Origin of the sequence: Paenibacillus hunanensis (genome assembly GCF_014645615.1) — a bacterium.
In the GTDB taxonomy this organism is placed as follows: Bacteria; Bacillota; Bacilli; order Paenibacillales; family Paenibacillaceae; genus Saccharibacillus; species Saccharibacillus hunanensis.
The window spans coordinates 390,607-415,995 of the sequence record NZ_BMMB01000004.1 but is presented as its reverse complement, the minus strand read 5'-3'; the positions used below and the strand labels follow the sequence as shown (position 1 = coordinate 415,995).

At 46.0% G+C, this 25,389-nt stretch carries 19 protein-coding genes and 1 other annotated feature; of the genes, 9 read left to right on the top strand and 10 right to left on the bottom strand.

The window, feature by feature from the left end:
* Positions 1-43 precede the first annotated feature (43 nt).
* The 4 genes from nth to leuC form a co-directional block, all read right to left on the bottom strand.
* Positions 44-730, bottom strand: coding sequence for an endonuclease III (gene nth, locus IEX62_RS10635; RefSeq protein ID WP_188775481.1), 687 nt, complete (start codon positions 728-730; stop codon positions 44-46).
* Between the two features lie 1,729 nt (positions 731-2,459).
* Positions 2,460-3,887: an N-acetylmuramoyl-L-alanine amidase family protein gene (locus tag IEX62_RS10630; RefSeq protein WP_188775480.1), complete on the bottom strand. Its 1,428-nt coding sequence runs from the start codon at positions 3,885-3,887 to the stop codon at positions 2,460-2,462.
* A 646-nt stretch (positions 3,888-4,533) separates the two neighbouring features.
* Positions 4,534-5,136 carry a 3-isopropylmalate dehydratase small subunit gene (leuD, locus tag IEX62_RS10625; RefSeq protein WP_188775479.1) on the bottom strand — a complete coding sequence of 201 codons (603 nt, stop codon included), beginning with the start codon at positions 5,134-5,136 and terminating at the stop codon, positions 4,534-4,536.
* Between the two features lie 25 nt (positions 5,137-5,161).
* Entirely contained in the window at positions 5,162-6,586 is a 1,425-nt protein-coding gene (leuC, locus tag IEX62_RS10620; protein ID WP_188775622.1) for a 3-isopropylmalate dehydratase large subunit, read from the bottom strand.
* Between the two features lie 347 nt (positions 6,587-6,933).
* Between leuC and IEX62_RS10615 the strand changes: the two genes are divergently transcribed.
* A complete protein-coding gene (locus IEX62_RS10615; RefSeq protein ID WP_188775478.1) occupies positions 6,934-7,860 on the top strand; it encodes a LysR family transcriptional regulator in 927 nt (308 codons plus the stop codon).
* Between the two features lie 535 nt (positions 7,861-8,395).
* Positions 8,396-9,127 (top strand): DsbA family oxidoreductase, encoded by a 732-nt coding sequence (locus IEX62_RS10610; RefSeq protein ID WP_188775477.1) that lies wholly within the window; start codon positions 8,396-8,398, stop codon positions 9,125-9,127.
* A gap of 263 nt (positions 9,128-9,390) precedes the next feature.
* Here the strand turns inward: IEX62_RS10610 and IEX62_RS10605 are convergent, their stop codons facing one another.
* The 3 genes from IEX62_RS10605 to IEX62_RS10595 form a co-directional block, all read right to left on the bottom strand.
* Positions 9,391-9,996 (bottom strand): alpha/beta hydrolase, encoded by a 606-nt coding sequence (locus tag IEX62_RS10605; protein ID WP_188775621.1) that lies wholly within the window; start codon positions 9,994-9,996, stop codon positions 9,391-9,393.
* A gap of 103 nt (positions 9,997-10,099) precedes the next feature.
* Entirely contained in the window at positions 10,100-11,038 is a 939-nt protein-coding gene (locus IEX62_RS10600; RefSeq protein WP_188775620.1) for a ring-cleaving dioxygenase, read from the bottom strand.
* 544 nt (positions 11,039-11,582) lie between these two features.
* Positions 11,583-12,392, bottom strand: coding sequence for a carbon-nitrogen family hydrolase (locus tag IEX62_RS10595; RefSeq protein ID WP_188775476.1), 810 nt, complete (start codon positions 12,390-12,392; stop codon positions 11,583-11,585).
* A gap of 371 nt (positions 12,393-12,763) precedes the next feature.
* Between IEX62_RS10595 and IEX62_RS10590 the strand changes: the two genes are divergently transcribed.
* The 7 genes from IEX62_RS10590 to mtnB all read left to right on the top strand — a co-directional run bounded on the left by IEX62_RS10590 (position 12,764) and on the right by mtnB (position 20,403).
* The gene (locus IEX62_RS10590; protein ID WP_188775475.1) at positions 12,764-13,969 is read left to right on the top strand and encodes a pyridoxal phosphate-dependent aminotransferase; all 1,206 of its coding nucleotides are present in this window, start codon (positions 12,764-12,766) and stop codon (positions 13,967-13,969) included.
* Positions 13,970-14,186: 217 nt separating this feature from the next.
* Positions 14,187-14,406, top strand: a binding site (T-box leader).
* A gap of 61 nt (positions 14,407-14,467) precedes the next feature.
* Positions 14,468-15,577 carry a glutamate 5-kinase gene (gene proB, locus IEX62_RS10585; protein WP_188775474.1) on the top strand — a complete coding sequence of 370 codons (1,110 nt, stop codon included), beginning with the start codon at positions 14,468-14,470 and terminating at the stop codon, positions 15,575-15,577.
* A gap of 77 nt (positions 15,578-15,654) precedes the next feature.
* On the top strand, positions 15,655-16,905 hold the full coding sequence (locus IEX62_RS10580) for a glutamate-5-semialdehyde dehydrogenase (RefSeq protein WP_188775473.1): 1,251 nt from the start codon (positions 15,655-15,657) through the stop codon (positions 16,903-16,905).
* Between the two features lie 105 nt (positions 16,906-17,010).
* Positions 17,011-17,880, top strand: coding sequence for a pyrroline-5-carboxylate reductase (gene proC / locus IEX62_RS10575; protein ID WP_188775472.1), 870 nt, complete (start codon positions 17,011-17,013; stop codon positions 17,878-17,880).
* Positions 17,877-19,091 carry a 2,3-diketo-5-methylthiopentyl-1-phosphate enolase gene (locus tag IEX62_RS10570; RefSeq protein ID WP_188775471.1) on the top strand — a complete coding sequence of 405 codons (1,215 nt, stop codon included), beginning with the start codon at positions 17,877-17,879 and terminating at the stop codon, positions 19,089-19,091. Before proC ends, IEX62_RS10570 begins: the two co-directional genes overlap by 4 nt.
* On the top strand, positions 19,088-19,762 hold the full coding sequence (locus tag IEX62_RS10565) for a 2-hydroxy-3-keto-5-methylthiopentenyl-1-phosphate phosphatase (protein ID WP_188775470.1): 675 nt from the start codon (positions 19,088-19,090) through the stop codon (positions 19,760-19,762). Before IEX62_RS10570 ends, IEX62_RS10565 begins: the two co-directional genes overlap by 4 nt.
* Positions 19,759-20,403: a methylthioribulose 1-phosphate dehydratase gene (gene mtnB / locus IEX62_RS10560; protein ID WP_188775469.1), complete on the top strand. Its 645-nt coding sequence runs from the start codon at positions 19,759-19,761 to the stop codon at positions 20,401-20,403. Before IEX62_RS10565 ends, mtnB begins: the two co-directional genes overlap by 4 nt.
* Before the next feature lie 438 nt (positions 20,404-20,841).
* Here mtnB and IEX62_RS10555 read toward each other — a convergent pair whose 3' ends face one another.
* The 3 genes from IEX62_RS10555 to asnS form a co-directional block, all read right to left on the bottom strand.
* Positions 20,842-21,264 (bottom strand): LysM peptidoglycan-binding domain-containing protein, encoded by a 423-nt coding sequence (locus IEX62_RS10555; RefSeq protein ID WP_188775468.1) that lies wholly within the window; start codon positions 21,262-21,264, stop codon positions 20,842-20,844.
* A 1,802-nt stretch (positions 21,265-23,066) separates the two neighbouring features.
* Positions 23,067-23,762: a DnaD domain-containing protein gene (locus IEX62_RS10550; protein WP_188775619.1), complete on the bottom strand. Its 696-nt coding sequence runs from the start codon at positions 23,760-23,762 to the stop codon at positions 23,067-23,069.
* Positions 23,763-24,069: 307 nt separating this feature from the next.
* A complete protein-coding gene (gene asnS / locus IEX62_RS10545) occupies positions 24,070-25,362 on the bottom strand; it encodes an asparagine--tRNA ligase (protein ID WP_188775467.1) in 1,293 nt (430 codons plus the stop codon).
* Positions 25,363-25,389: the final 27 nt, after the last annotated feature.

The window sequence follows — 25,389 nt, the reverse complement described above, 5'->3', positions numbered from 1 at the left end:
GTGTAGTATTGGTTCTCTTCCCTGGTGGGCAGGTTGCCTTATGTCAGGAGCTTTTAGGCCTGGTTGCCTTTTTGCTCTTGACGACCAGGGATGTTTTCATTCGTTTTTTGCCTTCACGGCAAAGATCGAGCAGCGGACAGACCTGGCAGGCTGGATTTTGCGCCTTACAGTGATATCTGCCGAAGAAGATAAAGCGATGATGCGACAGCGTCCATTCGTCACGCGGTACACGCTTCATCAGCTTGCGCTCGACTTCCATTACATTGTCTTTCCAATTTGCGAGACCCAGTCGTTTGGATACCCGTTCTACATGGGTATCGACTGCAAATGCAGGCACGCCAAAAGCGTTGGACACCACGACATTAGCCGTTTTGCGTCCCACTCCGGGTAGCTGAACGAGCAGATCGTGCTCACTAGGCACATCTCCACCGTATTTCTCAATTAAAATATGGCACAGGTTTTGAATATGCTTCGCTTTGCTTCGAAATAAGCCGATCCGCCGTATATCCTGTTCCAGCTCCTCCAGCGGTACGCTCACGTAATCTTGTGGCGTCCGGTACTTCTGAAACAAATCAACTGTCACCTTATTGACGGTTGCATCGGTACACTGGGCGGACAGCAGCACCGCAATCGTCAATTCAAAGGCATTACTATGATTAAGTTCGCAGTGCGCATCAGGAAACATGCCGGCGAGCGTATCCAGAATATGTCTTACTGTAGCGGCATTCATTTTCATTCCTCCTGCAAAAAACCGCCTGTACACGATACAAATCGTGCCTCAGACGGTATCGTCTCACGGGACCTGATGATGGGATTGCCCGTTATGTTTCAGACTCTGATGCTCCATCTTCAATGACAATACAATTGGTATCTTATCATGTTCCGGCTGTAATTGCACGCAAACTTTACATGAAATTTCAGTAATTTTATTGTTACTTAAAACAAACATTTATTGGATATGTCTCTGGCGCTTCAGCGCGTGTAGGTGAGGTGTAAAGCTTTCATGGTGTTGTGAGGTTTAAATGGTTGGAAAATAGCTTAGAGCGGCTCTAGTGATGTTTGTTTGAGCATGAAAATAAATACGGCTTACCAGATGGTTCGACTTAACGTTGAGTTCTTGTTTTTCATATTTGAATAATGGAATTCTACCCTTTTATGCTCTTCCTATGAAATAGGGGAAAGAAAACTATAAAATTCTGGACTTGGTATAGTACTTTGTCGTTGTGCATCAAACGCTCCGTGAAGGGATAAGGGAACGGACTCAGGTGGAGCCGCGGGAATCTTTCGGATTAGGAATATATGAAGATTCCCGCCCCTCCAAAGAGGTAAGATATTTTGCTTCGCAAAAATCACTTTTCATTGAACCTCGTGTTAGAAAACCACTAACACTGTAAGTCGTCCTTTTCCCTTATTCCCTTCCCTCCGCTGTGTGGTGCTTGCATCATATCTTATGAACAAACAAAAATTAAAATAATAATATACTTCATTCAGAATTACATATAATGTAGTACAAAAAGCTACATAATACAACGCAAATGTAAAAGCACTAAAAGCTCAATTCAAATTAACATCGAAATAGAACCTTAAATAATTACGCGATCTGCCATATTTTTATATATGCATTATTCTAGTGAACATCATATTCCTAATCAGCAAGTTATCTTCCGAGGCCCTTTAATGTAGATGTATCTATTAGTTATTTCTACGTTTAACGCTAAACTACATTTGATGCATCTAACTATTTATTACTTCAAATTACAGGCTAATAGATGCTATCCATCCTCATAACAGTTCGCATAAGCAAATTCGATCATTTTTTGATTGAATAATATGTAATTCAGAACTTATAAGTTTACTGTAGTAATGCAAGAAATTAATACCATGTGGACTGCTATGTCTCATCGTTACTATGAAGATGTAAGAGTATACTTTCCGACTTGATTTGCAGAGTTCTGGATTGATCTGATTGCTTCCAAATACAGTTAATTTCATCTAAAATGCTGATCCCCCTGCGATGGCTTCTGGATATAGCTTTTCGATATAAATGCATGTGTAACCTTAATATGAATCATTTATATATGAAATCCAAGTAGTGTACTTAAAGCAGTGTATTGAAAACTCAGAATGCAAATGTGCAATACAAATATTGAAGTTATAAAGGCACTAATAATTGGGATGGAGTGAAATAATATGAAGCTAAGAAAACGTAGCGGAGAAAAAGGAATAAGGGAAAAGAACGATTTTGGAGATACGAGAATCTACATTCCCGCCTAATCCGTAGATTCTCGTATCTCCACTGAGTTCGTTCCCTTATCCTTTTTCGGAGCGCTTGATGCACCAACACTCAACCTAATTCCCTAAATCTCTACCTTTCTACTTCAATCACCATACCCCAGCTCAAAATAAAACAGCGCCTGCCTCATACGTTAACACGTAGAAAGCAGACGCTATAGAGTTAATTAAGATGCACCTAGATATTCTTTGATGCCTTTTACGATTGAAGCGGCGATTTCATCTTGCTTGGCGGAATCCATCATTTTGGATTCTTCGGTGCGGTTGCTGATGAAGCCAACTTCTAGCAGTACGGCTGGCATGGTCGTTTCGCGGATAACATGGAAGTTACCGTATTGAACGCCACGATCCTTGAAGCCCGTTGCTGCTACAAAATACTTGTGAATCGTTTGGGCGAGCTTTTTGCTACTAGCGCGTTGGTAGTACGTTTCAGTACCCGAAGCTGCGGATGAGCCGCTGCTGTTGGCATGGATCGAAACGAATACGTCTGCGCCGAGCTTTTCAGCAATTTTGACACGTTCTTTGAGTTGCAGGAACGTATCATCCGAGCGTGTCAGAACGACATCGATATTCGGATCGTTTTTCAGCAGTGCTTCTACTTTGAGGGCGAGGCCAAGATTCAGCTTTTTCTCGCTCGTCTGGGAACCGATCGCACCTGGATCTTGATCGCCATGACCGGCATCGATCACAACGACCTTTTTACCCGAGTCGCCTACACCTGTTCCTGGCTGTGTAGGGCCTGTTGTGGAGTCAGGCTCAGTCGATGTGCCATTGTCGGCAACCAGATCGACGATCAGCAGACTGCCTTCTGTGAACACTTCATAATCCTGTTTGTTTTTCAGATCGATGACGATACGAACCGAGGATGGCTCTGTGCTGAATTGAGAGTATCGAACTTGAGATACATTATCATTGTTCGGCACATCCAGCGATGCAATTTGACCTACACTTGCATCCGGCCCCTGCGCAGCAAATGCTGGGCTAAAGTCCGTTTTAGGCAGATCAACCACGATACGATCCGGTGAATCCATTTTGGACACTTTCGGCGTTACGCCCTTATCAAGCGTGACCAGCAAGCGACTTTCGCTAAAGCTGATACCATTCACCAGTGCAAGACCATTTTCGGCAGTTCCATTTCCAGAACCCGAATTCGTTCCTCCGCCGGTGCTCGCGTCCAGAGTCGTTAGCGTGACGATTTTGTCGCTGTTATTCCAATGCACATCGATGCCCATCTGCTCACTTACGAGACGGATTGGGACAAGCGTCGTACCGTTTTGAACAACCGGTGCGGTGTTCAGATCATACGTTTTGTTGCCGACCGAAGCGGCTTTTTTGCCGATAAGCAGTTGAATCGATTTGCCTTCACCGTCAATCATGACACGTCCATCAGCCTGATTCCACTGTACCTTGTATCCCAGATTTTCAGAGATTACGCGGATCGGCACCATGACCGAGCCCTGCATATTCTGCACATCCTCTGGAATGCTCAGCTCCTGGCCGTTCAGTACAACTTTTGTGCTAGTGGCAGCCTCACCGAGATGGGGAAAGGACCACAAAAACACAAACAAAAACACGAGAAAACCAAATTTCTTCATTCTTCACCCCTACCATTCCCATTTTGATTACCGAACTACCCAGCACGGCTGTACCGCCCAAACATTACCAGACCACTATACTGTAGAAGCCAGCATCTTCACTTATTCGAGATGAATCAAGCCCCCGCTCGTCTCTGGATGGTTCCAAAGAAAGGTGAATCGCTACTCTACGCCGCGTCTGATTCGCAATTTGCGCATACATCGTAATTAGACGCTTATGCCTATTAAAAGTTGCGAACGAATTTGCGATTCGATATCTTTTTGCTTAGCTTATCATGCAACCAATGTCATAGGCTGTATAATCAGGCTTGCATATATACGCAAATGCAAGGTCATACTCATCTGTATGTTTATATCGACCATTACCGGATGAATTGTTATTGCTATTTGATTTTTTCACATATGAATTTTGATGGGATCGACATTTCGGTGACATGAGCAGTCCTTTATTTGTAGATGACTGACTAGATCAGCGATACAGGAACCAAAATAAAAAGCATTTGCCAAAGCCTGCTGGCTCATGCCATACTCCAGGCTTTGCAAATGCTCCATCTATACGGTAGTTATGAAGCTCCGATTGATTTCCATATTATTGTAGACTCTTATATTGAAAATCAATCTACTGCTTCGTTGTCCTACATGTTAATTAAGCAAACAGATGAGCACCACGCGTGCGCTCGTACTCACTAATATCAGCTTCATGTTGCAGCGTCAGACCGATATCGTCCAGACCTTGCAGCAGGAATTGACGGCGGTGCTCATCGAGGTCAAAATGAATTTCCAGACCTTGATCGTCCGTAACCGTTTTGTTCTCCAGATCAACATTCAGGCGGTAGCCTTCGTTCGCATAGGTGCGCTCGAACAGATCCTGTACCTGCTCCTCAGACAGCTTGATCGGCAGAATGCCGTTTTTGAAGCAGTTATTATAGAAGATATCCGCAAACGAAGGTGCGATGACGCAGCGGAAGCCATAGTCCATAATCGCCCACGGTGCATGCTCACGGGACGAACCACAGCCAAAGTTCGCACGGGATACAAGCACCGATGCACCCTCATAGCGCGGCTTGTTCATATCAAAATTCTCGTTTACATTACCTTCTTCATCCCAGCGCCATTCGTAAAACAGGAACTGACCAAAGCCAGTACGCTCAATGCGTTTCAAAAATTGCTTAGGGATGATTGCGTCTGTATCTACGTTCACCCGGTCTACCGGGGCTACAATACCGTTCAACGTTTTAAATTCTTCCATAGTTAAAAAACTCCTCTCGATTCGGTTAGCTCAGTACAGGCTCGGATTTGAATTCCCAATCACGCACATCGGTAAAATGTCCTTTGATTGCAGCTGCTGCTGCCATTGCTGGAGACACGAGATGCGTACGTCCGCCACGTCCCTGGCGACCTTCAAAGTTACGGTTGGAGGTAGAAGCACAGCGTTGTCCTGGTTTCAATACGTCCGGGTTCATAGCCAGACACATACTGCAACCTGCTTCACGCCATTCAAAGCCGGCTTCCTTGAAAATAACGTCCAGTCCTTCTTTTTCTGCTTGAATCTTCACACGACCAGAACCTGGTACGACGATAGCAGTCAGGCGATCGGATACTTTGTAGCCTTTCGCTACGTTTGCCGCTGCGCGCAGATCCTCGATGCGACCGTTTGTGCAGGAACCGATAAATACATAATCTACCGGAATTTCAGACATTGGAGTGCCCGGTGCCAGATCCATATATTCAAGCGCCTTTTCAGCCGCTTTACGCTCATTCTCTGTTGTGAAGTCTGCTGGATTAGGTACAGCGGAAGTGATGTCTGTACCCATACCCGGGCTAGTTCCCCAGGTTACCTGTGGAATCAGTGCTTCGACGTCGAATTCGATCACATGATCATAATAAGCGCCTTCGTCAGTAGTCAGCTCTTTCCAGCGAGCAACCGCTTCGTCAAATGCCGCACCCTGTGGTACGTATTCACGTCCACGCAGGTAGGAGAATGTAGTTTCGTCCGGTGCGATCAGACCAGCACGTGCGCCGCCCTCGATCGACATGTTGCAGACCGTCATACGCTCTTCCATCGACAGATCACGAATCGCTTCGCCTGTGTACTCGATAACATAGCCTGTAGCGAAGTCCGTGCCGTATTTCGCGATAACACCCAGAATCATATCTTTCGCCGTTACGCCAGCTTTGCGTTTGCCGTTGAAACGAATTTCCATCGTTTTCGACTTGGATTGTTGCAAGCACTGTGTAGCCAGTACGTGCTCAACCTCACTTGTACCAATACCGAATGCAAGTGCGCCAAATGCACCGTGTGTCGATGTATGGCTATCACCACAAACGATCGTTTTACCCGGATGAGTCAAGCCAAGCTCTGGTCCCATAACGTGTACAACACCCTGATCGATCGTGTTCAGGTCAAACAGCTTTACGCCAAAATCCTTACAGTTCTGTGTCAGCGTATCAATCTGCTGCTTGGAGATTGGATCCGTAATATTAAAACGGTCAAATGTAGGTACGTTGTGATCCATCGTTGCAAAAGTCAGTTCCGGACGACGAACCTGACGATTGCTCAGACGCAAGCCCTCAAATGCCTGTGGAGATGTAACTTCGTGAACGAGGTGCAGGTCAATGTACAATACGCTTGGCTTGCCTTCTTCGCTATAGATTTCGTGATTGTCCCAGATCTTTTCATACAATGTTTTTTTACTCATCATATTCACCCCATCTTAAATTGAGATCAGACACGATCAATGTTTCCGCCAGAGGAAAATCGTCCTCTGTCTTGCCTTTGGACCGGGAAACAAAGCGGCCTCATCTTGCCTTGCTGAACGATTCCTCGCCGCCGATTCATCCTGTGAATCACTGCTAACCTTTATATTACATACAATATATCATTGTGTGTCCGATAGGTCTAAGATATTATAACTATAGATGCTATAGGTTTAACTTATAAGCTAAATGGTCATTTTTCATCTTTATAGAAAGAACTGTCTCACTATTCAGCCAGCCCCACAGCATAAGCTTTTTGACCACCCTATCATAAAGGAGCCTTATTCATATGGAACTTCGACAATTACAATATGCATTACAGATTGCTGCCGAGCGTAACTTCTCCCGTGCTGCCGAAAAGCTACATATTGCACAGCCCTCCCTTAGCCAGCAGCTTTCCAAGCTCGAGAAAGAACTGGGCGTGTTGCTTTTTCAGCGTAATACGAGCACAGTCGAGCTTACACAGGCAGGAGCAAGCTTTGTCGAGCACGCGCAAAAGATTATCGACTCTGTTGAGCAGCTTCGCCGCGAAATGGCAGACATTTCTCAGCTACAAAGTGGACGCGTCATTATTGGAAGCATGCAAATTACCGGCTCCCACCTGCTCCCACACGTACTGCCGGACTTCCGCACCCAGTATCCCCAGATTGAAGTTGTTCTACTAGAAGATACGTCCGTCAATCTGGAAAAACTAACCGCCAGCGGTCAAACCGATCTGAGCCTGCTCGCGCTCCCACTCACCGAGCCTTCACTCACCTACGAGCCGGTTGCCGAGGAATTAATCGATCTGGCTGTTCCACCAAACCACCCACTCGCGCAGCGCTTCATGTCGGGCGATCACCGACCTGTTACGATAGCCGAACTACGAGACGAATCATTTATCGTGCTCAAAAAAGGACAGGGCTTCCGTAAAATCGTATTTGACGTATGCAAGGAAGCCGGGTTCGAGCCTAAAGTCGTGTTCGAAAGCAACAACATCGAAACGATCCAATCGCTCGTTGCTACCGGCATGGGCGTTACGTTTGTTCCACACTATATCGCTAGAGCACGCCGCGGCGAATTTCTTCCCGTTTACCTGCCGCTGGCTGAACCGATCCCAAGCCGCACCCTCGTCCTCGCCCGCCGCAAAGGACGCTACCTCTCCAAAGCCGCCGAAGCATTCATTGAATCGTTTAAGGATACGATGGAGCATGTGGTGTCGAAGGAGCAGTTGTAGGTTGTAATTATAATAAGATTGCTAAAATAGGATTGCTAATGTCATCCTTTCAAGAACTGAAGTTCTGCATTCACTTTTGTATGCATTTGTATTTTGCTATGTATCGATCAGCTCAGATCGAAGGGAAGAAAATAAAGGACAAGGACGATTTACCGTGTTAGTGCTTTCCTAATACGGGGTTCTTATGAAGGAGTTCAATGAATGGGTTCAATGAATGGATTTAATAAAAAGTGTTTTTGGCGAAGCACAATATCGTACCTTGTCCGAGTGGCGAGAATCTTCATTCTTTCCAAATTCAAAAAAATCCTGCAACTCCACCTGAGTCCGTCCCTTATTCCTTTCCAGAGTGGTATCTATCTCAACACAATCGCCTTTCAAGTCCCATAATCAAAATTTATTTTATTCAGTTGATTATTAAAAGTAATAATAGTACGATATAATCATCTATTTGTACTGTCACAGATGCATACCCGATGTTAGTCCCACAGCAACACATAACAACCAAATCAAGATCATTTTCCCGGAGGTAACGATTATGAAAATTGATATCTGGTCTGATTACCAGTGTCCATTCTGCTATATTGGCAAAGCTAGACTGCAAAAAGCACTGGAGCAATTCCCGCATGGCGAGCAAGTCGAGATCAACTATAAAAGCTTCGAGCTTGATCCATCCGCTGAGCGCGATGTACCTATGACCAACAATGAAATGCTTGCTAGCAAATACAACACCACGATCGAGCAGGTTCGTCAAATGAATAACAATATCGGTGCACAAGCGGCACAGGAAGGTCTTCATTTTGAATTTGATTCGATGATTCTGACGAACAGCTTCGATGCACACCGGCTGATGCAATTTGCCGTTGCCAAAGGGAAAGGTGCGACAATGGATGAAGCCCTGTTCCGTGCATTTTTCACTGATTCCCGTCATATCGGTGATCATGATACGCTTGCCGATATCGCTAGCGAGGTTGGCTTAGATCGTGCCGAAGCACTGAGCGTGCTGCAAAGTGATCGTTATGGTGAAGATGTGCGCCGTCACGAAAAGCTGGGTAGCCAGCTTGGGGTTACAGGTGTACCCTTCTTTGTTATTAATGATAAATACGCAGTATCCGGCGCACAGCCAACCGAGATGTTCGCCAGTGCGTTGAAGGATATCTGGGCAGAAGAGCAACCCTTGCAGATGATCGGCGATCCTTCGCAAGGTGAGCAATGTGCAGACGGCTCCTGTGCTGTACCAGCTGTGGAGAACGATACCGATCAAAAATAATTCGAGTACGCGAGTATGATGTACACTTGCCTGGTAGATTCGCCAGCTTATCTGTTGAAATGGACGTGACGATAAAGCCAGACTTTACATCGTCATCCATTCAGCATGATACATCACAATACGAACCTGAATGAATACAAAAAACCAGCTCTAACGTAATGTTGAGAGCTGGTTTTTTCATGATTTCTGTAATTTGGAATTGGCATGGCTTGGTTTCGGTATTTCTATCGTTCTATGGCTTTACATCTATTTCAACAATACGATCAAAAATTGTTTTTAAACCATGCTGCCGCTGCGTGTACTTCCGATGCGGTCAGCTGATGCCCATTATTTTCCCAGTGTAGCTCGACGGTTGCACCTGCACCGGACAGTAGGCCACCCAGCTCTTCACTTTCAGCACGTGGGACGATCGGATCGTTGGTACCGGATGCCATAAACACAGGTACACCCGTCAGATCAGGCAAATCGATGCTACGCAGTGGCACCATCGCATGATGCAAAATTGCTCCGCGCAGAGATTGTTTATCGTGGAACAATAAGCTGGCTGCGATATTTGCACCATTCGAGTATCCCACTGCTACAATATTGCGACGGTCAAATTGATATTCGGTTGCCGCAGCATCCAGGAATTCGTTCAGCTCATGTGTACGTGCAATCAGATCCGGCTCATCAAATACACCTTCAGCCAGACGACGGAAAAAGCGGGGCATTCCATTTTCCGATACATTACCGCGTACCCCAAGCACTGAAGCAGAGGGTGCAATCAGCTCAGCGAGCGGTAACAGATCGCGCTCATTCCCTCCTGTGCCATGCAGTAGCAGCAATACTGGTTGATTCGGGTCGGTTCCTTGCTTGAATATATGCTTCATTGTAGTTGTCATTGTGATTGCCTCCTTCATATTGATCACATCATTGCGGGATGTGAATCCAATCATGTAGCCTGTACTCGGTGGATATGATCATTATTGCCGATCAGGATAGCGAGCGAACCTCAATCGGCAGTAGATTATTTTCAATCAATTCACGCTGTGGCTCATACCATGCTGGCAGCATAAGCTTACTACCCAGTGCATCAGCCGCTTCATCATTGGCAAACCCCGGTGGATCGGTTGCAATCTCAAACAGAATGCCACCATCTTCACGGAAATAGACAGCGTTAAAATATTGTCGATCAATGACCGGTGTTGGCTGGAAGCCTGCATCTGCCACCTGCGTGCGCCACTGCTCATGCTGCTCAAAGTCTGTCGCACGCCATGCGATATGGTGAACAGTACCTGCGCCGCCGATGCCTCGTGGCAATTCACGCGAGTTCACATCGATAATATTCCCAATATCTCCTGTGGCACGGAAGCGTACATAGCCATCCTCTTCCGCGATGCGCTCCAGACCGAGTACATGCTCCACAGTATGCAGTGTACGCTCCGGTCTTGCACTGAACAGTACACCACCACCGAAGCCCTTGATCGCCTGAGCTTCCGTAATATCCTCCCATTGCCAGCTACTTGCTGCACCTTCTGCACGCTCTGCCAGCTCAATCCGAAGTCCATCATAATCTGCAAAGCGAAGTAGTTGTTCGCCAAAACGACTAACCTTTTCCACATGAACACCTAATCGATTCAATCGTTCTTCCCAAAATGGAAGCGAGCCTGTGGGCACAGCAAATACCGTAATACCAAGCTGTCCGCTACCTACAGCACCGCGACGTGCTCCTGGCTGTGGAAAAAAGGTAACAATCGTTCCCGGTGCACCCTGCTCATTCCCAAAATAAAGATGATACACATCCGGTGCGTCAAAATTAATCGTTTTCTTCACCATTCGTAATCCTAGAATACCCGCATAAAAGTCTACATTGCGCTGCGGATCAGTAACAAAAGAAGTGATATGGTGAATACCTGCTGTACGAAGTTGCATCATTTCCAGCTCCTTTTCGGAAGTAATGGGTGATAGTATTGTAAGATATTTTGCTTTGCAAAAATCACTTTTTATTTGACCTCGTGTTAGAAGATCGCTAACACTGGAAGCAGTAAGATATTTTGCTTTGCAAAAATCACTTTTTATTTAACACCGTGTTAGAAGGTCGCTAACACTGGAAGCAGTAAGATATTTTGCTTTGCAAAAATCACTTTTATTTCACCTCGTGTTAGAAGGTCGCTAACACTTAGAACACCTGATTTTAAATATCTTTAATTATAGATATTTGTTAGTTCTTATTATATCGAATTTAATTGTAAAAGAAAGTCTTTACAGCAAATCTCTCGTGAGAACACAACTAACTAACTTTTAGTAAGTAAATTGGAATGATATTGTTATCTTTCATCTACTTTACACTTTAACAGCATGCTAAAAAAGCCAGTCATCAGCTTCACTGATTCTACTGGCTTCCTCGTCGCAAGCATTACTGGTTCTGGTTCTGGTTCTGGTTCTGGTTCTGGTTCTGAACGTTCAAGCCTCCAGCTCAATCCTGATGCTTATACAGCTCTGGACGACGATCGGCGAAGACTGGAATCCGTCCACGCACATCCTCGGATAGCTCTAGATCAATCGTCGCGCTTATGATACCTTCCTCTTCTCCACCTTCAGCGATCACTTCACCCCAAGGATCGATAATCATCGAATGTCCGAAAAATTCGCTTTTCTCATCCCGTCCGACACGGTTGCAGGCAATCACGTACATCTGATTTTCAATCGCGCGTGCGGTGAGCAATGTGCGCCAGTGATGCAGACGTGGGTTTGGCCATTCTGCTGGTACGAACCATACTTTGGCTCCTGCCAATGCAAGCGTGCGTGCCAGCTCGGGGAAACGAATATCATAGCAAATGGAAGCCGCTGCGGTCACATCGCCAAGTGGAAACAATGTGGTCTGCTCGCCGGGCTGCATGAATTTCTCCTCGTCCATCAGCTTGAACAGATGAATTTTGTCATAACGGGTTAGCTGACTGCCATCTGGGGCATACGCATACAATGTATTATAAAATCCGCTACTACGCTGCTCGGAGATCGAGCCACCTACAATCGTAATTCCATAATGAGCTGCCGTCTCACTTAACCAGTCGCAAATAGGACCGTTTTCCGGTTCGGCAATACCGTCCAGCCGATCAAGCGCATAGCCCGTATTCCACATTTCCGGCAATACGATCACATCTGGCTTCGGCTCTGCTTTCATCGCCTCCGCGATCCATTCGCCAGCACGTTGCTGATTATACTGAGGATCAGCAAGTCTTATATCCATTTGCAGCAGACTAATATGATATTGCTGTGAAGCCATCGTTCATCGCTCCTTGCGTATAATAAAATAAATGAATGATCCAGCACTATTATAGATTTTCTATCATCATAGATGATATAGCACATAGTAAACACATAATAACGCCTTTTAAATTAGATAACCGCTCGATTCGCAATCTGCTCCTATAGGTAGGCGTGCAGATCGATATGCATAGTGAACATTATATTTTGATTATCATATCCCTCGTACGTGTGAAAAAGCAATACTTCTGTCTCCTCGCCTATGTATAACTCCAACTTTTCCAATAACATATCTATGCCAATCGGAAAAACCGTGATAAATTAGGATAACTATGTAGATGCATCAAAAGTCAACCATTCAAAATTGAATCAACCGGAGTGATGAATACGATGTCTAATGTAAATGAAGCTGGCGTGTCTGCCTTTCCGATCCGTCCTGCTGCGATCATGAATGAGCTACCAGAGCAATTTTTCGCTAAGCTGGTGCAGGATGTGAATCGGCATGTTGCCGCAGGTCATGACGTGATTAATCTCGGTCAGGGTAATCCTGATCAGCCTACTCCACCGCATATTGTCGAGGAGCTACGTGAGGCAGCAGGCAATCCCCAATATCATAAATATTCTCCGTTTAGCGGTTATGCTTTTTTGAAAGAAGCGATTGTACAACGCTATCGGGAAGACTATGATGTGGAGCTTGATCCAGAGACCGAAGTCGCTATTTTATTTGGTGGCAAAACTGGCCTAATCGAGATTAGCCAGATTATGCTACAGCAAGGTGATGTATGTCTCGTGCCTGATCCCGGTTATCCAGATTACTGGTCTGGCGTAGCGCTGGCAGGTGCGGAGATGAGCTTTATGCCACTCACCGAGCAGAATGCGTATTTGCCAGACTATAGCGCGATTGCGCCGGAGGTGCTGGAACGCGCGAAGCTGATGTTCCTGAACTATCCTAACAATCCGACCTCCGCTACGGCTCCGTTGTCGTTTTACGAGGATACGGTTGCTTTTGCCAAAGAGCATGAGATCGTGGTTGCGAGCGACTTTGCCTATGGCGCGATTGGATTTGATGGGCAAAAGCCAGTTAGCTTCTTACAAACTCCGGGTGCGAAGGAAGTCGGCGTTGAATTCTATACCCTATCCAAAACGTACAATATGGCGGGCTGGCGTGTTGCCTTTGCACTGGGCAATCGTGAGATTATCCGTCTCATTAATCTGATGCAGGATCATGTGTATGTGAGCCTGTTTGGTGGCATTCAAGCCGCCGCAGCACGTGCCCTCACTGACGATCAGCAGTGCGTAAAGGATCTGGTAGCACGCTATGAATCGCGTCGGAACGCCTTTTTCGAAGAATTGCAGAAGATCGGCTGGTCTGCACAGGCTCCGAAAGGCTCCTTCTTCTGCTGGTTGCCTGTGCCGGAAGGAATGACATCGCGTGAATTTGCGACAATTTTGCTGGAGCAAGCACATGTCGCAGTGGCACCAGGTATCGGCTTCGGCGAAGGTGGCGAAGGCTATGTGCGAATTGGTCTGCTCACCTCGGAGGAGCGCTTGCGCGAAGCAGTACAACGGATTGGTAAGCTGAATTTGTTTGCCTGAGCGATTGGTGTTGTGCATTCATATTGCCGAATGCCATCCTATGAGCGTAGACCTTCCTTAATTTAGATCGGTAGCAGCGATGAAGTATGATTAGTAGCCTGGATGATCTTTTGAAATACAGGGTCTATTCATCAACTATCCTCATTAAATTTCTATCGAACGCTGGCGCGGTACTTGGCAAAAGTCCAAGTCCGTGCTATCCTAATCAGCAACAACAATTAATGCAATGACGGGAATAGTAAGCAAATCAAGCGGCGTGTATAGAGAGTGAATTCCGGAGGCTGAAAGGATTCACCGCCAGCTCCTGCCGAACCTGCCCCCGAGCTTCCGGCGCCAAACGTCGGACGGTCTTCCCACCGTTATCCGGGCACGAAGCCGGACAGCTCTGGGCTGTCAATAAAGGTGGTACCGCGGAAGTTCAGACTTTCGTCCTTTGTATTCAATACGAATACGTGGACGGAGGTCTTTTTTGTTGTTATGCCAAAGGAGTGAACAATCATGGAACATCAGCGTATTGTCGTGAAAATCGGCAGCAGCTCGCTGACAGGCCCACAGGGCGGATTAAATCGTGAGGCCGTTGCCTTTTTCGCCTCAGAAATCGCTGCCTTACAGCAGCATGGACATTCGGTGCTACTCGTCACCTCAGGTGCGGTGGCTGCCGGATTCCGCGAGATCGGATATGCAACAAGACCGAAGCTATTACATGAAAAGCAGGCAGCTGCCTCAGTCGGACAAGCACTGCTTATGCGAGATTACCAGCAGGCATTTGCTACGCACGGTCTGGTCAGTGCGCAAATCCTGCTCACACGCGGCGACTTTACACATCGTAAACGTGCTGCGAATGCGAGTATGACGATTGAAGAGCTACTCAAGCAAGGCGTCATCCCGGTCATTAATGAAAATGATACCGTCTCCGTCGATGAGCTCAAATTCGGCGATAACGATACATTATCTGCACTCGTAGCGAATCTGGCACGCGCATCCCATGTACTGATTTTGACCGATGTGGATGGATTGTACAGTGCCAACCCGAACAAAGACCCCAACGCTGTTCGCTATGATCGAATCGATGAGATTACGGATGAGATTTATGCAGTCGCAGGCGGTGCTGGCTCAGCGGTAGGCACAGGTGGTATGCGCTCCAAGGTGGATGCTGCCAAAATCGCCACCCGCGGCGGTATTCCAGTATTCGTTGGACGTGTGACCGAAGCAGGTGACCTACTGGCAGCGGCAAATGGTACCGGTAAAGGCTCTTACTTTGCTACGCATAGCGCTTCGCTACCGATGAAAAAGCAGTGGCTCGGCTTTCTCAGTGTTCCGCTTGGTACACTCGTCGTCGATGAAGGCGCTGAGCAGGCATTGATCGATAATGGACGTAGCCTGCTCCCTGTTGGCATTCGTCAGATTGAAGGACAATTTCATGCAGGTGATGTGGTTGAGGTGCAGAATCTAGAGCGCGAGACGCTTGGACGTGGCATTGTGAATTATGATCACGATCAATTGCAACAGATTGCCGGACTGCCAAGCAGTCGTATCGCCACGACGCTTGGACTGGATTATATTCAGCATCTGGAAGCGATCCACCGTGATGAATGGATTACATTATAGAAGATAATCGCTATTCTACAGGGTCATAGAGCTAACAAGATTATCATTTCGCCTGAGGGCGTCAGGAGGTATACACAATGAGTGAAGTTGTACAAAAAGCAACGCTGGCGAGCAAGGCAGCATCTCCACTTGCCAGCATCACAACGGAAGACAAAAACAAAGCACTATTAATGATGGCAGATGCCTTGATCGAGCAAGCCGATGCGATCATCACCGCCAATAGTGAGGATATCGAGCGCGGACGTGCCGATGGCACATCTGAATCACTGTTAGATCGTCTGCGTCTGGACACCAAGCGTGTTGGCGATATTGCAGAAGGCTTGCGCCAGATTGTCGAGCTGAACGATCCAATCGGTGAAGTGTTGGAAATCATCGAGCGTCCCAATGGACTGCATATCGAGAAAATTCGTGTACCGATCGGTGTCATTGGCATGATCTACGAAGCCCGTCCGAATGTTACAGTCGATGCAGCAGGGCTTGCGCTAAAAACAGGCAATGCTATCGTACTGCGCGGTGGTTCAGCCGCATTATCCTCCAATCGTAAAATCGTGGAGGTGCTTCATTCCGCACTGGAGCAATCCGCAATTCCAGCGGACGCATTACAGCTCATTGAAGATTCCGATCGTGCTTCTGTGAATGAACTGATGCGTCTAAATGGACTGATCGATGTGATTATTCCACGCGGCGGTAGCTCCCTCATTCAAAATGTCGTACAAAACTCTACCGTACCTGTAATTGAGACAGGCGCAGGCATTTGCCATACATTTGTCGATGCTTCTGCACTTACTTCAATGGTCGATGAGATTGCCATTAATGCCAAGGTTCAGCGTCCATCCGTCTGCAACTCGATGGAAACGCTGCTCGTTCATGCGGATTATGATACTGCTGCATTTGTGCAGCTGGCAGAACAATTACGTGAGCAATACAAAGTCGAAATTCGCGGATGCTCGGCTACATTGGAACGTCTGCCATGGGCAACGCTGGCAACCGAGCAGGATTATGCGACCGAGTACAATGATTATATTTTGAATGTCAAAATCGTGGGCTCGCTGGATGAAGCGTTACAGCATATTGCCACCTATAGCACCAAGCATTCAGAATGTATCGTAACCGAAAATGAATCCCATGCTGCACGCTTCATGCAGGAGGTTGATGCAGCAGCCGTCTACCATAACGCCTCCACTCGCTTTACGGATGGGTTTGAATTCGGCTTCGGTGCTGAGATCGGCATCAGCACACAAAAGCTACATGCTCGTGGTCCTATGGGATTGCCAGCCCTCACCTCAACCAAATACAAAATTTACGGTAACGGCCAGGTTCGCGGCTAATCCACATGTCCCTGCAACTCGAAGCCGGGCTTCACACACATACACATGTACATCACTAAGGCTGTCCTCAGGAAAGCTCTCTTTATATAGAAAGGAAAGATAAATATGGGTCATTCTTCAACGCAACATGCATTAATCGAGCAATCGATCTGCTTCTATGGAGCAGGTTCGATGGCAGAAGCCATTTTACGTGGGCTGGTTAACCGCTCGGTCGTCATTCCCGGTCAGGTCACGATGCTCAATCGCAACAACCAGGATCGCTTGCAATATTTGATTCAACGCTACGGCGTAACGGTCGTTAGCAATGAGACGGATCGTGATCAGGCATTACAGCAGGCAGGTATTATTGTGCTTGCGATGAAGCCAATCGATGCAGCGGCTGCGCTACGCCAGCTCAGTCCACTGCTCAAGCCAGACCAGCTACTTGTATCCGTGATTGCAGGTCTGGAAATTAACACGATACAAAACCTGCTCGGCAAAAAGCAACCGATCGCTCGTACGATGCCCAATACGTCCAGCACGATTGGACTTGGCGCAACAGGTATCGTTTATTCGGAGGAAGTATCGGCGGAGCAGCGAGTAACCGTACGTCGACTGTTTGAAGCGGTAGGTACCGTAACCGAAATTGCTGAAAATCAAATGGAAACATTAACCGGTATTTCCGGCAGTGGCCCTGCTTATATATACTATATGATGGAAGCAATGATCGCAGCCGGTGTTCAGGGTGGTCTCACACATGAGCAAGCACGCGAGCTAACGATCCAAACCGCGATTGGTGCCGCACATATGGTACAGCAAACCGGAGAAGATCCTGCGGAGCTACGCGCTAAAGTCACCTCACCGAATGGCGCAACCGCAGCTGCAATCAAAGTATTCGATGATCATCAGATGAAGCAAACGATTATTCGTGGTATTGAACGCTGTGCTGAACGCTCCCAGGAAATGGGGGCAGCATTAAAGGAGGAACTATCATGAGCTATTGCATCGCAACGTACCGCTGTTACGACGAACAGGCGGATTTTCACAAAAAAGCAACCTCGATTGCGGTTGGCATGACGGTAGGTAGCTGGACTGAGCTGCCTGCTGCCAAGCAAGCCTCCATGAAAAAGCATCTCGGTGAAGTGATCGCCGTGGATGAAGCACGCTCAGCCACAGGTGAGCGCTATGCTGATATTCGCATCGCTTATCCAGATGTGAACTTTAGCAGTGATATCCCTGCGCTGCTCGTGACAGTATTCGGTAAAATTTCCATGGATGGACGCATTAAGCTGACCGATCTGGAATTGTCCGAGCGTTTTCTGAGCCATTTCCAGGGTCCAAAGTTTGGCGTGCAGGGTGTACGTGAATTACTCGGTGTACCGAAGCGTCCACTGCTGATGAGCATTTTCAAATCGGTGATCGGTCACGATCTGGATGAACTGACCCGTCAATTCAGCGCACAGGCGCTAGGTGGTGTCGATCTGATCAAGGATGATGAGATTCTATTTGAAAATGAACTAACGCCCATCGAAAAGCGTGTGGAAGCCTGCCGTAAAGCTGCCGAAGCGGCTCAAGCGGAAACTGGCAAAACAGTGCTGTACGCCGCCAATCTGACGGGCTCTACCTTCCGCTTACGTGAGCAGGCGAAAAAAGCGATTGATGCAGGTGCAAATGCACTACTGTTCAATGTGCTCTCCTATGGCTATGATGTGCTAGCTGAGCTAAGTGCTGATCCAGAGATTTCGATTCCAATTATGGCACATCCTGCGCTTGCAGGGGCGTATTATCCATCGCCCTATTACGGCATCTCTGCCTCTGTACTTCTAGGACAGCTAATGCGCCTTGCTGGCGCCGATCTGGTGCTATTCCCTTCTCCATACGGCTCGGTCACGATGCCACGTGAAGAGAATATGGCGATTCAGGAACAGCTCATTACAGGCAGACTGCCGTATAAGCATAGCTTCCCGGTTCCATCTGCTGGTATTCATCCGGGGCTGGTGCCACTGATTTTGAAGGATTTTGGTACAGAGGTCATTATCAATGCAGGCGGCGGCATTCATGGTCATCCTGGCGGCGCAAGCGCAGGTGGACGTGCATTCCAGCAAGCGATTGATGCTGCACTGGCGGGCATCTCCCTTGCTGATTATGCCGTACAGGGTCATACCGAGCTAGCGCAGGCGCTGGAGATGTGGGGTGGCGAGCGATGAGTACGAGACAGCCTGTGATCTTCTGTGATTTTGATGGAACGATTACGAATTCAGACAATATCGTCGCGATTATGAAGCACTTTGCTCCAGCTGGCTATGAAACAATATTAAATGAAGTCTTTCATCAGCAGCGTTCGATTCGGGATGGAGTCACTGCGATGTTTGGCTTGATGCCCTCCTCGCAAAAGCAGGATATTATCGATTTTGTAATGCAGCATGCTGGTATACGTGCAGGATTTGCTGAATTTCTCGCCTTCGTGCGTGAGCAGCAGATTCCCTATTATGTGACCAGTGGCGGGATCGACTTCTTTTTGAAGCCGTTGCTGGAGCCATTTGGCATACCGGATGATCATATTTTCTGCAATAGCGCTGATTTTTCTGGCGAATATATCGAGATTCTATGGCCTCATCCGTGTGATGAGCACTGTAGCAATGATTGTGGCATGTGCAAAACGACCGTGATGCGCGAATTCCCACCCGAGCAGTATGAGCGTATTCTAATCGGCGATAGTGTAACCGACTTTGAAGGAGCAAAAATTGCTGATCTGGTCTATTCACGCTCTACCTTAACCGAGAAATGCCGGGAGCTGGGCGTGCCTCATGTCCCGTTTGAGACGTTCCACGATATTATTGCAGACTTCCGACAAAGAACAGGAGCGATCCATTCATGAGTTTTGTTACTATCCCTTTGGAGCAAAAGCAAGCCGTACTACGAGAGCTGAGCGGCATTAAGGAGCAGTTTGCCGCTCGACACTGGTTTCCAGGCACCAGTGGTAATCTATCGCTGCGAATCGGTGATTATACGCCGGATAACTTCTACTTTGCGATCACAGCAAGTGGAAAAGACAAATCGGTAAGCACTCCCTCTGATTTTCTATTCGTCGATCAAGAGGGGCGTGCATGTGAAACGACTGAACTACGTCCCAGCGCAGAGACCCTTATTCACTGTGAGATTTATCGCAAAACAGGCTGTGGCGCTGTATTCCATGTGCATACCGTGTTTAACAATCTGGTGAGCGAATACTTCGGCGAGCAGGGTCAGGTTCCAATTCAAGGACTGGAGCTGATCAAAGCGTTTAATATCTGGGAGGAAAATGCTGCGATTACGGTGCCTGTATTGCCGAATTACGCGGATATCCCGCGGATTGCGGAATTAGTACCCGATGCTCTTCATCCGGCTGTACCGGGCATTCTGCTGCGTGGACATGGCATCTATGCATGGGGTCAAAATGCATTTGAAGCAAAGCGCCATCTGGAAGCCTTTGAATTCATCTTCGAATATATCTATCGTGATCTGTTGCTGCGTAAATGACGCAATTTAAGTGATCAAACTTAACCTAACCGAAAATAGTCATGAGTAGGTTACAACTTATCAATCGCTGTATAAAAATGGAATATTTCAATTCATATTTCATTAATAAACGAACTTTAATTAATATTATAATTTTATTGTTCGTTATTTTAGCAATGAAAACGTACAAAAAAGCTGACATTTCATTTAATGTCAGCTTTTTTTGTATAAAAATCGATTTTTATTATTGCCCTTTATCACAAATACCCGTATACTGAATTCAATCGTATAAAGCAAGCACGCAATCACATTACGTCATCTCTACATATACTGTCCTTGTTGCATAGGTTGCACAAAGAAAAGTAAAGACAACGCACGAAACCCATTGTGGCAGCAATGGATTTCGATAGTACGCGTTATGCTATTTATCTGTTCCTGGCCGATCAGATCAATTACTTCTTATTTTTGTGGAACAGTCAGTTGGAAACCAGCAGGCAGCAGGTTGTTGGCAGCAACCAGCTCGTCTACAGTTACGCCATATTGAGCAGCAAGATCAGTCAGGCTGGCACCTTGTGGAACGACAACAGTGATTTCTTTTTTAGCTTGTGTTTGTTCAGTAGCAGTTGTCTCTTTAGGGGCAGCTGCTTCTTCTTTTGTTGTTTCTTCAGTAGCAGGTGTACCGAACAGTGCTTGGAATTGAGCTTCTTGAGCTGCCAGGAATGCTGCGTTGTCAGCAATGCGATCTGCTTTGTCTTGACGTTTGTCATGGTTAGACTTTTCGATTGGAGCAGCACTTGCGCTGAATGGAGTGGATACAGCTACAGCACCGAAGCCTGCAACTAGAGCAGTAGAAAGCAATACTTTTTGAATTTTGTTGTTCATGAGTGGAATCTCTCCTTAGATTATGTTTGTTTATAATAAATGATTCACTGCACTGTCGATCAATGACAATGCGATTTAAGTAAAAAGCTGACTTTGCGCAGATGACGTATTCACGGATGTAATGGTTCTTCGTCTAATCGTGTGTAATGTATAAATATGAGACGAGCGCAGCTTTTTTTAATCAGCCGGTACTTGTTTTAATGAGGGCAAAAGCTACTTTACTCCTATTTCAAATAAATTGCAAGCCTAACGAAATTCATTTTAGCGTCATTTAGACGTTTTGATAGCGGTGTCATTATGTACATATCAAATTTGGATAACGCTTACATTTTACATGCACTTCATCCTATTCTGAAATAAAGTGCATAATTTTTCACTTTTCGTTTACATTTCACAAGCTGGACAAACATCGTTCACATTTTAAGTGTACACGTCGTTTGTGTCAGGTATCTTAACAAGCAAGCAAGGATTTTGTTTCTTTTCGATTGTCTTGATTATTATGTCATTTGGACAGTATTCGTATTTCTAACATTCTATTTTGCTCAAGTGATCTAGCAACCAATTGCGTAGTATAGCTATATAATTGCTATCTAACTCAATTTGATCTGAACTTCAGGTACACATTCTGAAAATAGATCATTGTTATTTCTGTTCATTGATTTTGTTAAATATATGTATAATTCTTATATTTAGAGTAAAAACGCTCGAAAGCTAACATGAAAAGTGATCTAAATCACGTTTTTGAAATTTTTAATCAAAATCAGTATGGATTATAGGATTAATATTTCATTGTTTTCGACTCATCTCATAATGCATAATATAACTTTATAATGAATAATCATTCATCCCTTAAAAATTTCCATTTTATTATACAATAAGGGTTTTATTACTAAAAATATCCTTTCAAAAATTTTTTTATTTTTTTAAAATTCTATCTTGAAATCACTATTTTTAGATTATTTGGTTGCTTTATTCTAGTTCGCTGTGGCTAATTTGTACTCGATCTCACAATATGCTGGGTAATTATTTTCGATATAAAGTTAGAATTATTTTTGAAAAAGTAACGTTTTTGCGCGTATGACCTTCTTCTTATACATCTGACTGCGTTTCGCTAATAATCGTTGGTTTGCTTTTTCTACAAATCATATGTCTATATCTCCCCTCTGCTTCCACATCGTTCACTACGAATCAGCATCGCTTCTTCAATCATCTTCTAGCTCTTCTTTCATCTTCGTCCTAGCTCGCTCATTTTCGCTGTATAAGGCTTGTGACTTATAAGCTATTACCTTACAAGCTATTACGTATGATCTATTATGTATGATTTATTAACTATTCTTTGCCTTATTCTCACTACACTAACCTGCACAAAAAAGCCCTGAGATCGCCTATACAGCGCCTCAGGGCTTATATTCATATTCAAAGTTACTTACGTCTTATATCATCTATGAAGTTCATCATGCCCTATTTACCGCGTCATTAAGCTCAAGGGTTTAGAGCACTTAGAGCACTTAGAGCACTTAGAGCACTTAGAGCACTTAGAGCACTTAGAGCTTTTAGAAAGTTTAGAGCCTTGAGTAAGTTTCTATTCCCACTATCAGGCTAATCGTACCCATACCTACATCGTTATACTTAATAAGCAAATAGACTATGACGAAGCAGAAACAGAAGCACGTTATTCAATAGCAAATCCAACACAGCCTACTCATCCCATTGTTCAATCCATAACTCCACTCATCATAAGTCATGCATTCATTTCGGTTACCTAGCTAGACTTATAGCCAAGCACCCCATCAATCCTTACCTTAACGCTGGCGAAACTTTTGCGTATACGCTCGTGCATCATCTGCCGTACGAATACGATTACGGTTCCATTCCAGCAGAATACGGTCGATATACCGGAAATGCAGCTTACCGGCAAATACAGACTCTTTTAACGCCATCAGAATCAATTCCTCCGGGTAACGATCCTGATCGATCCAGCTAGAGATCGTTTCGCATTCCATTGGTGATAATGGACGTGCAAATTCTTTTTCGAAAATGATAAACAGATTGCGCTGCTGATCCTCTTCTTTGGCTGCCTGTGTTTTGGCTGCTTCTTCAGCTTTGCGCACAACTCTGGTGCGCTCCTGTTGCTCTGAAGCCAGTACCGTACCGAGCTTCACATACAGACCATTCAGATCGTAGCGTTCGTAGCGCACACCGGTCAGTGGGTCCTGCTCATCCTCAATTGCAATAAAACCAGCCTTCATCAGCTTTTGAATGCGAGCGGCGATAATCGACGGTGCCGCACCTGTACGCCATTCCAACTCTTCCAGCGTCGGGAATTCATTATGCTCCACCTGACGAAACGCAATCAGCTGCAATAGCAGCATCGCTTCTGCATCGTCCAGATCGAGCGCTTGATAATACTTGAGCAATGCATACGGAATATTCGCCGTTTGCATTCCCATGGCATAGGCAGCGCCCTGTGCCCATGATTGCCATTGTTCTCCACCCATATTCATCAACCTTTCCATGCTTCTCCGCAGAGAAACGATACCACCTGTTCATTCAGCACCATCTATACACCACTAATGAGCAAAAATTACAGGGCACGATGAACGAGCCATCTGTGCCCTGTAGCTTGAATGCTCCCACCAGGAAGCGATACTCATCAGAAGGATGCCTGTATCTAAAGTGAAACACATTCACTTTGTGTACATCTCTGATTACTTGTGCTGTTATACAACTCGTGCTTCTATATTACCACGCTTATTTATCGATTCAACCCTCTTTTGTCTATATCCGCTATTTTAAAATAATAGCCTATGGATACAAACGATACAGCATACGAGGGAATGCAATTGTTTCACGTACATGATCCAGACCACAAATCCATGCTACGGTACGCTCCAGACCAAGACCGAAGCCGGAGTGTGGAACTGTACCATACGTACGCAGATCCATGTACCATTGATAAGCTTCGCCCAGGTTATGCTCCTTGAAGCGCTCTGCCATCAGTTCTGGATCGTCGATACGCTGTGAACCACCGATGATCTCGCCATAGCCTTCTGGTGCGATCATATCGGCACACAGTACCACTTCTGGACGATTTGGATCAGGCTTCATATAGAATGCCTTGATGTCCTTCGGATAGTGCGTAATAAATACCGGCTTGTCATATGCTTCAGCAATCGCTGTTTCATGTGGCGCACCAAAGTCATCGCCCCATGGAATGTCAAAGCCTTTGCCCTTCAGGAACTCAATCGCTTCATCATACGTGATGCGCGGGAAGGAACCTTGAATGTTTTCCAGCTTGGTCACATCGCGCTCCAGCGTTTCCAGCTCTGCACGGCAGTTTTTCAGTACAGATTGAACCACATGGGATACGAATTGCTCCTGTACTTCCAGACTTTCCTCATGGTTCACGAACGCCATTTCCGGCTCGATCATCCAGAACTCGATCAGGTGACGACGAGTTTTGGATTTCTCTGCGCGGAAGGTTGGACCGAAGGAATATACTTTACCCAGTGCCATCGCTGCGGCTTCCATGTACAGCTGACCACTTTGCGTCAGGTAAGCATCCTCGTCAAAATATTTAATATGGAACAGCTCTGTAGTATCCTCTGCCGCAGAAGGCGTCAGAATCGGTGGATCTACCTTGGTAAAGCCATTCGTGTTGAAAAACTCCTGTACTGCACGGATGATCTCAGCACGGACAACCATCACGGCACGCTGCTTTGGCGAGCGGAGCCATAGGTGACGGTGATCCATCAGGAAATCAACACCGTGTTCTTTTGGAGTAATTGGATATTCGGATGTAACGTGAATGACTTCAATACCCGTTACCGTCATCTCGTAACCGGATTTACTGCGTGGCTCCTCACGGATCACGCCAGTTACATACAGGGAGCTTTCCTGAGTCAGACTTTTTGCATCATCCCAGACGCTTTCAGGTACTTCGCTTTTTACCACAACGCCCTGGATATAGCCTGTTCCATCGCGCAATTGCAAAAATTGAATTTTACCGCTGGAGCGTTTGTTGTTGATCCAGGCTCCAATCGTTACGGATTCGCCAACATGTTCATTGACTTTTTTAATAACGGTTTTAGTGGACATTCCTATATTCTCCCCTTGTCTATGCGT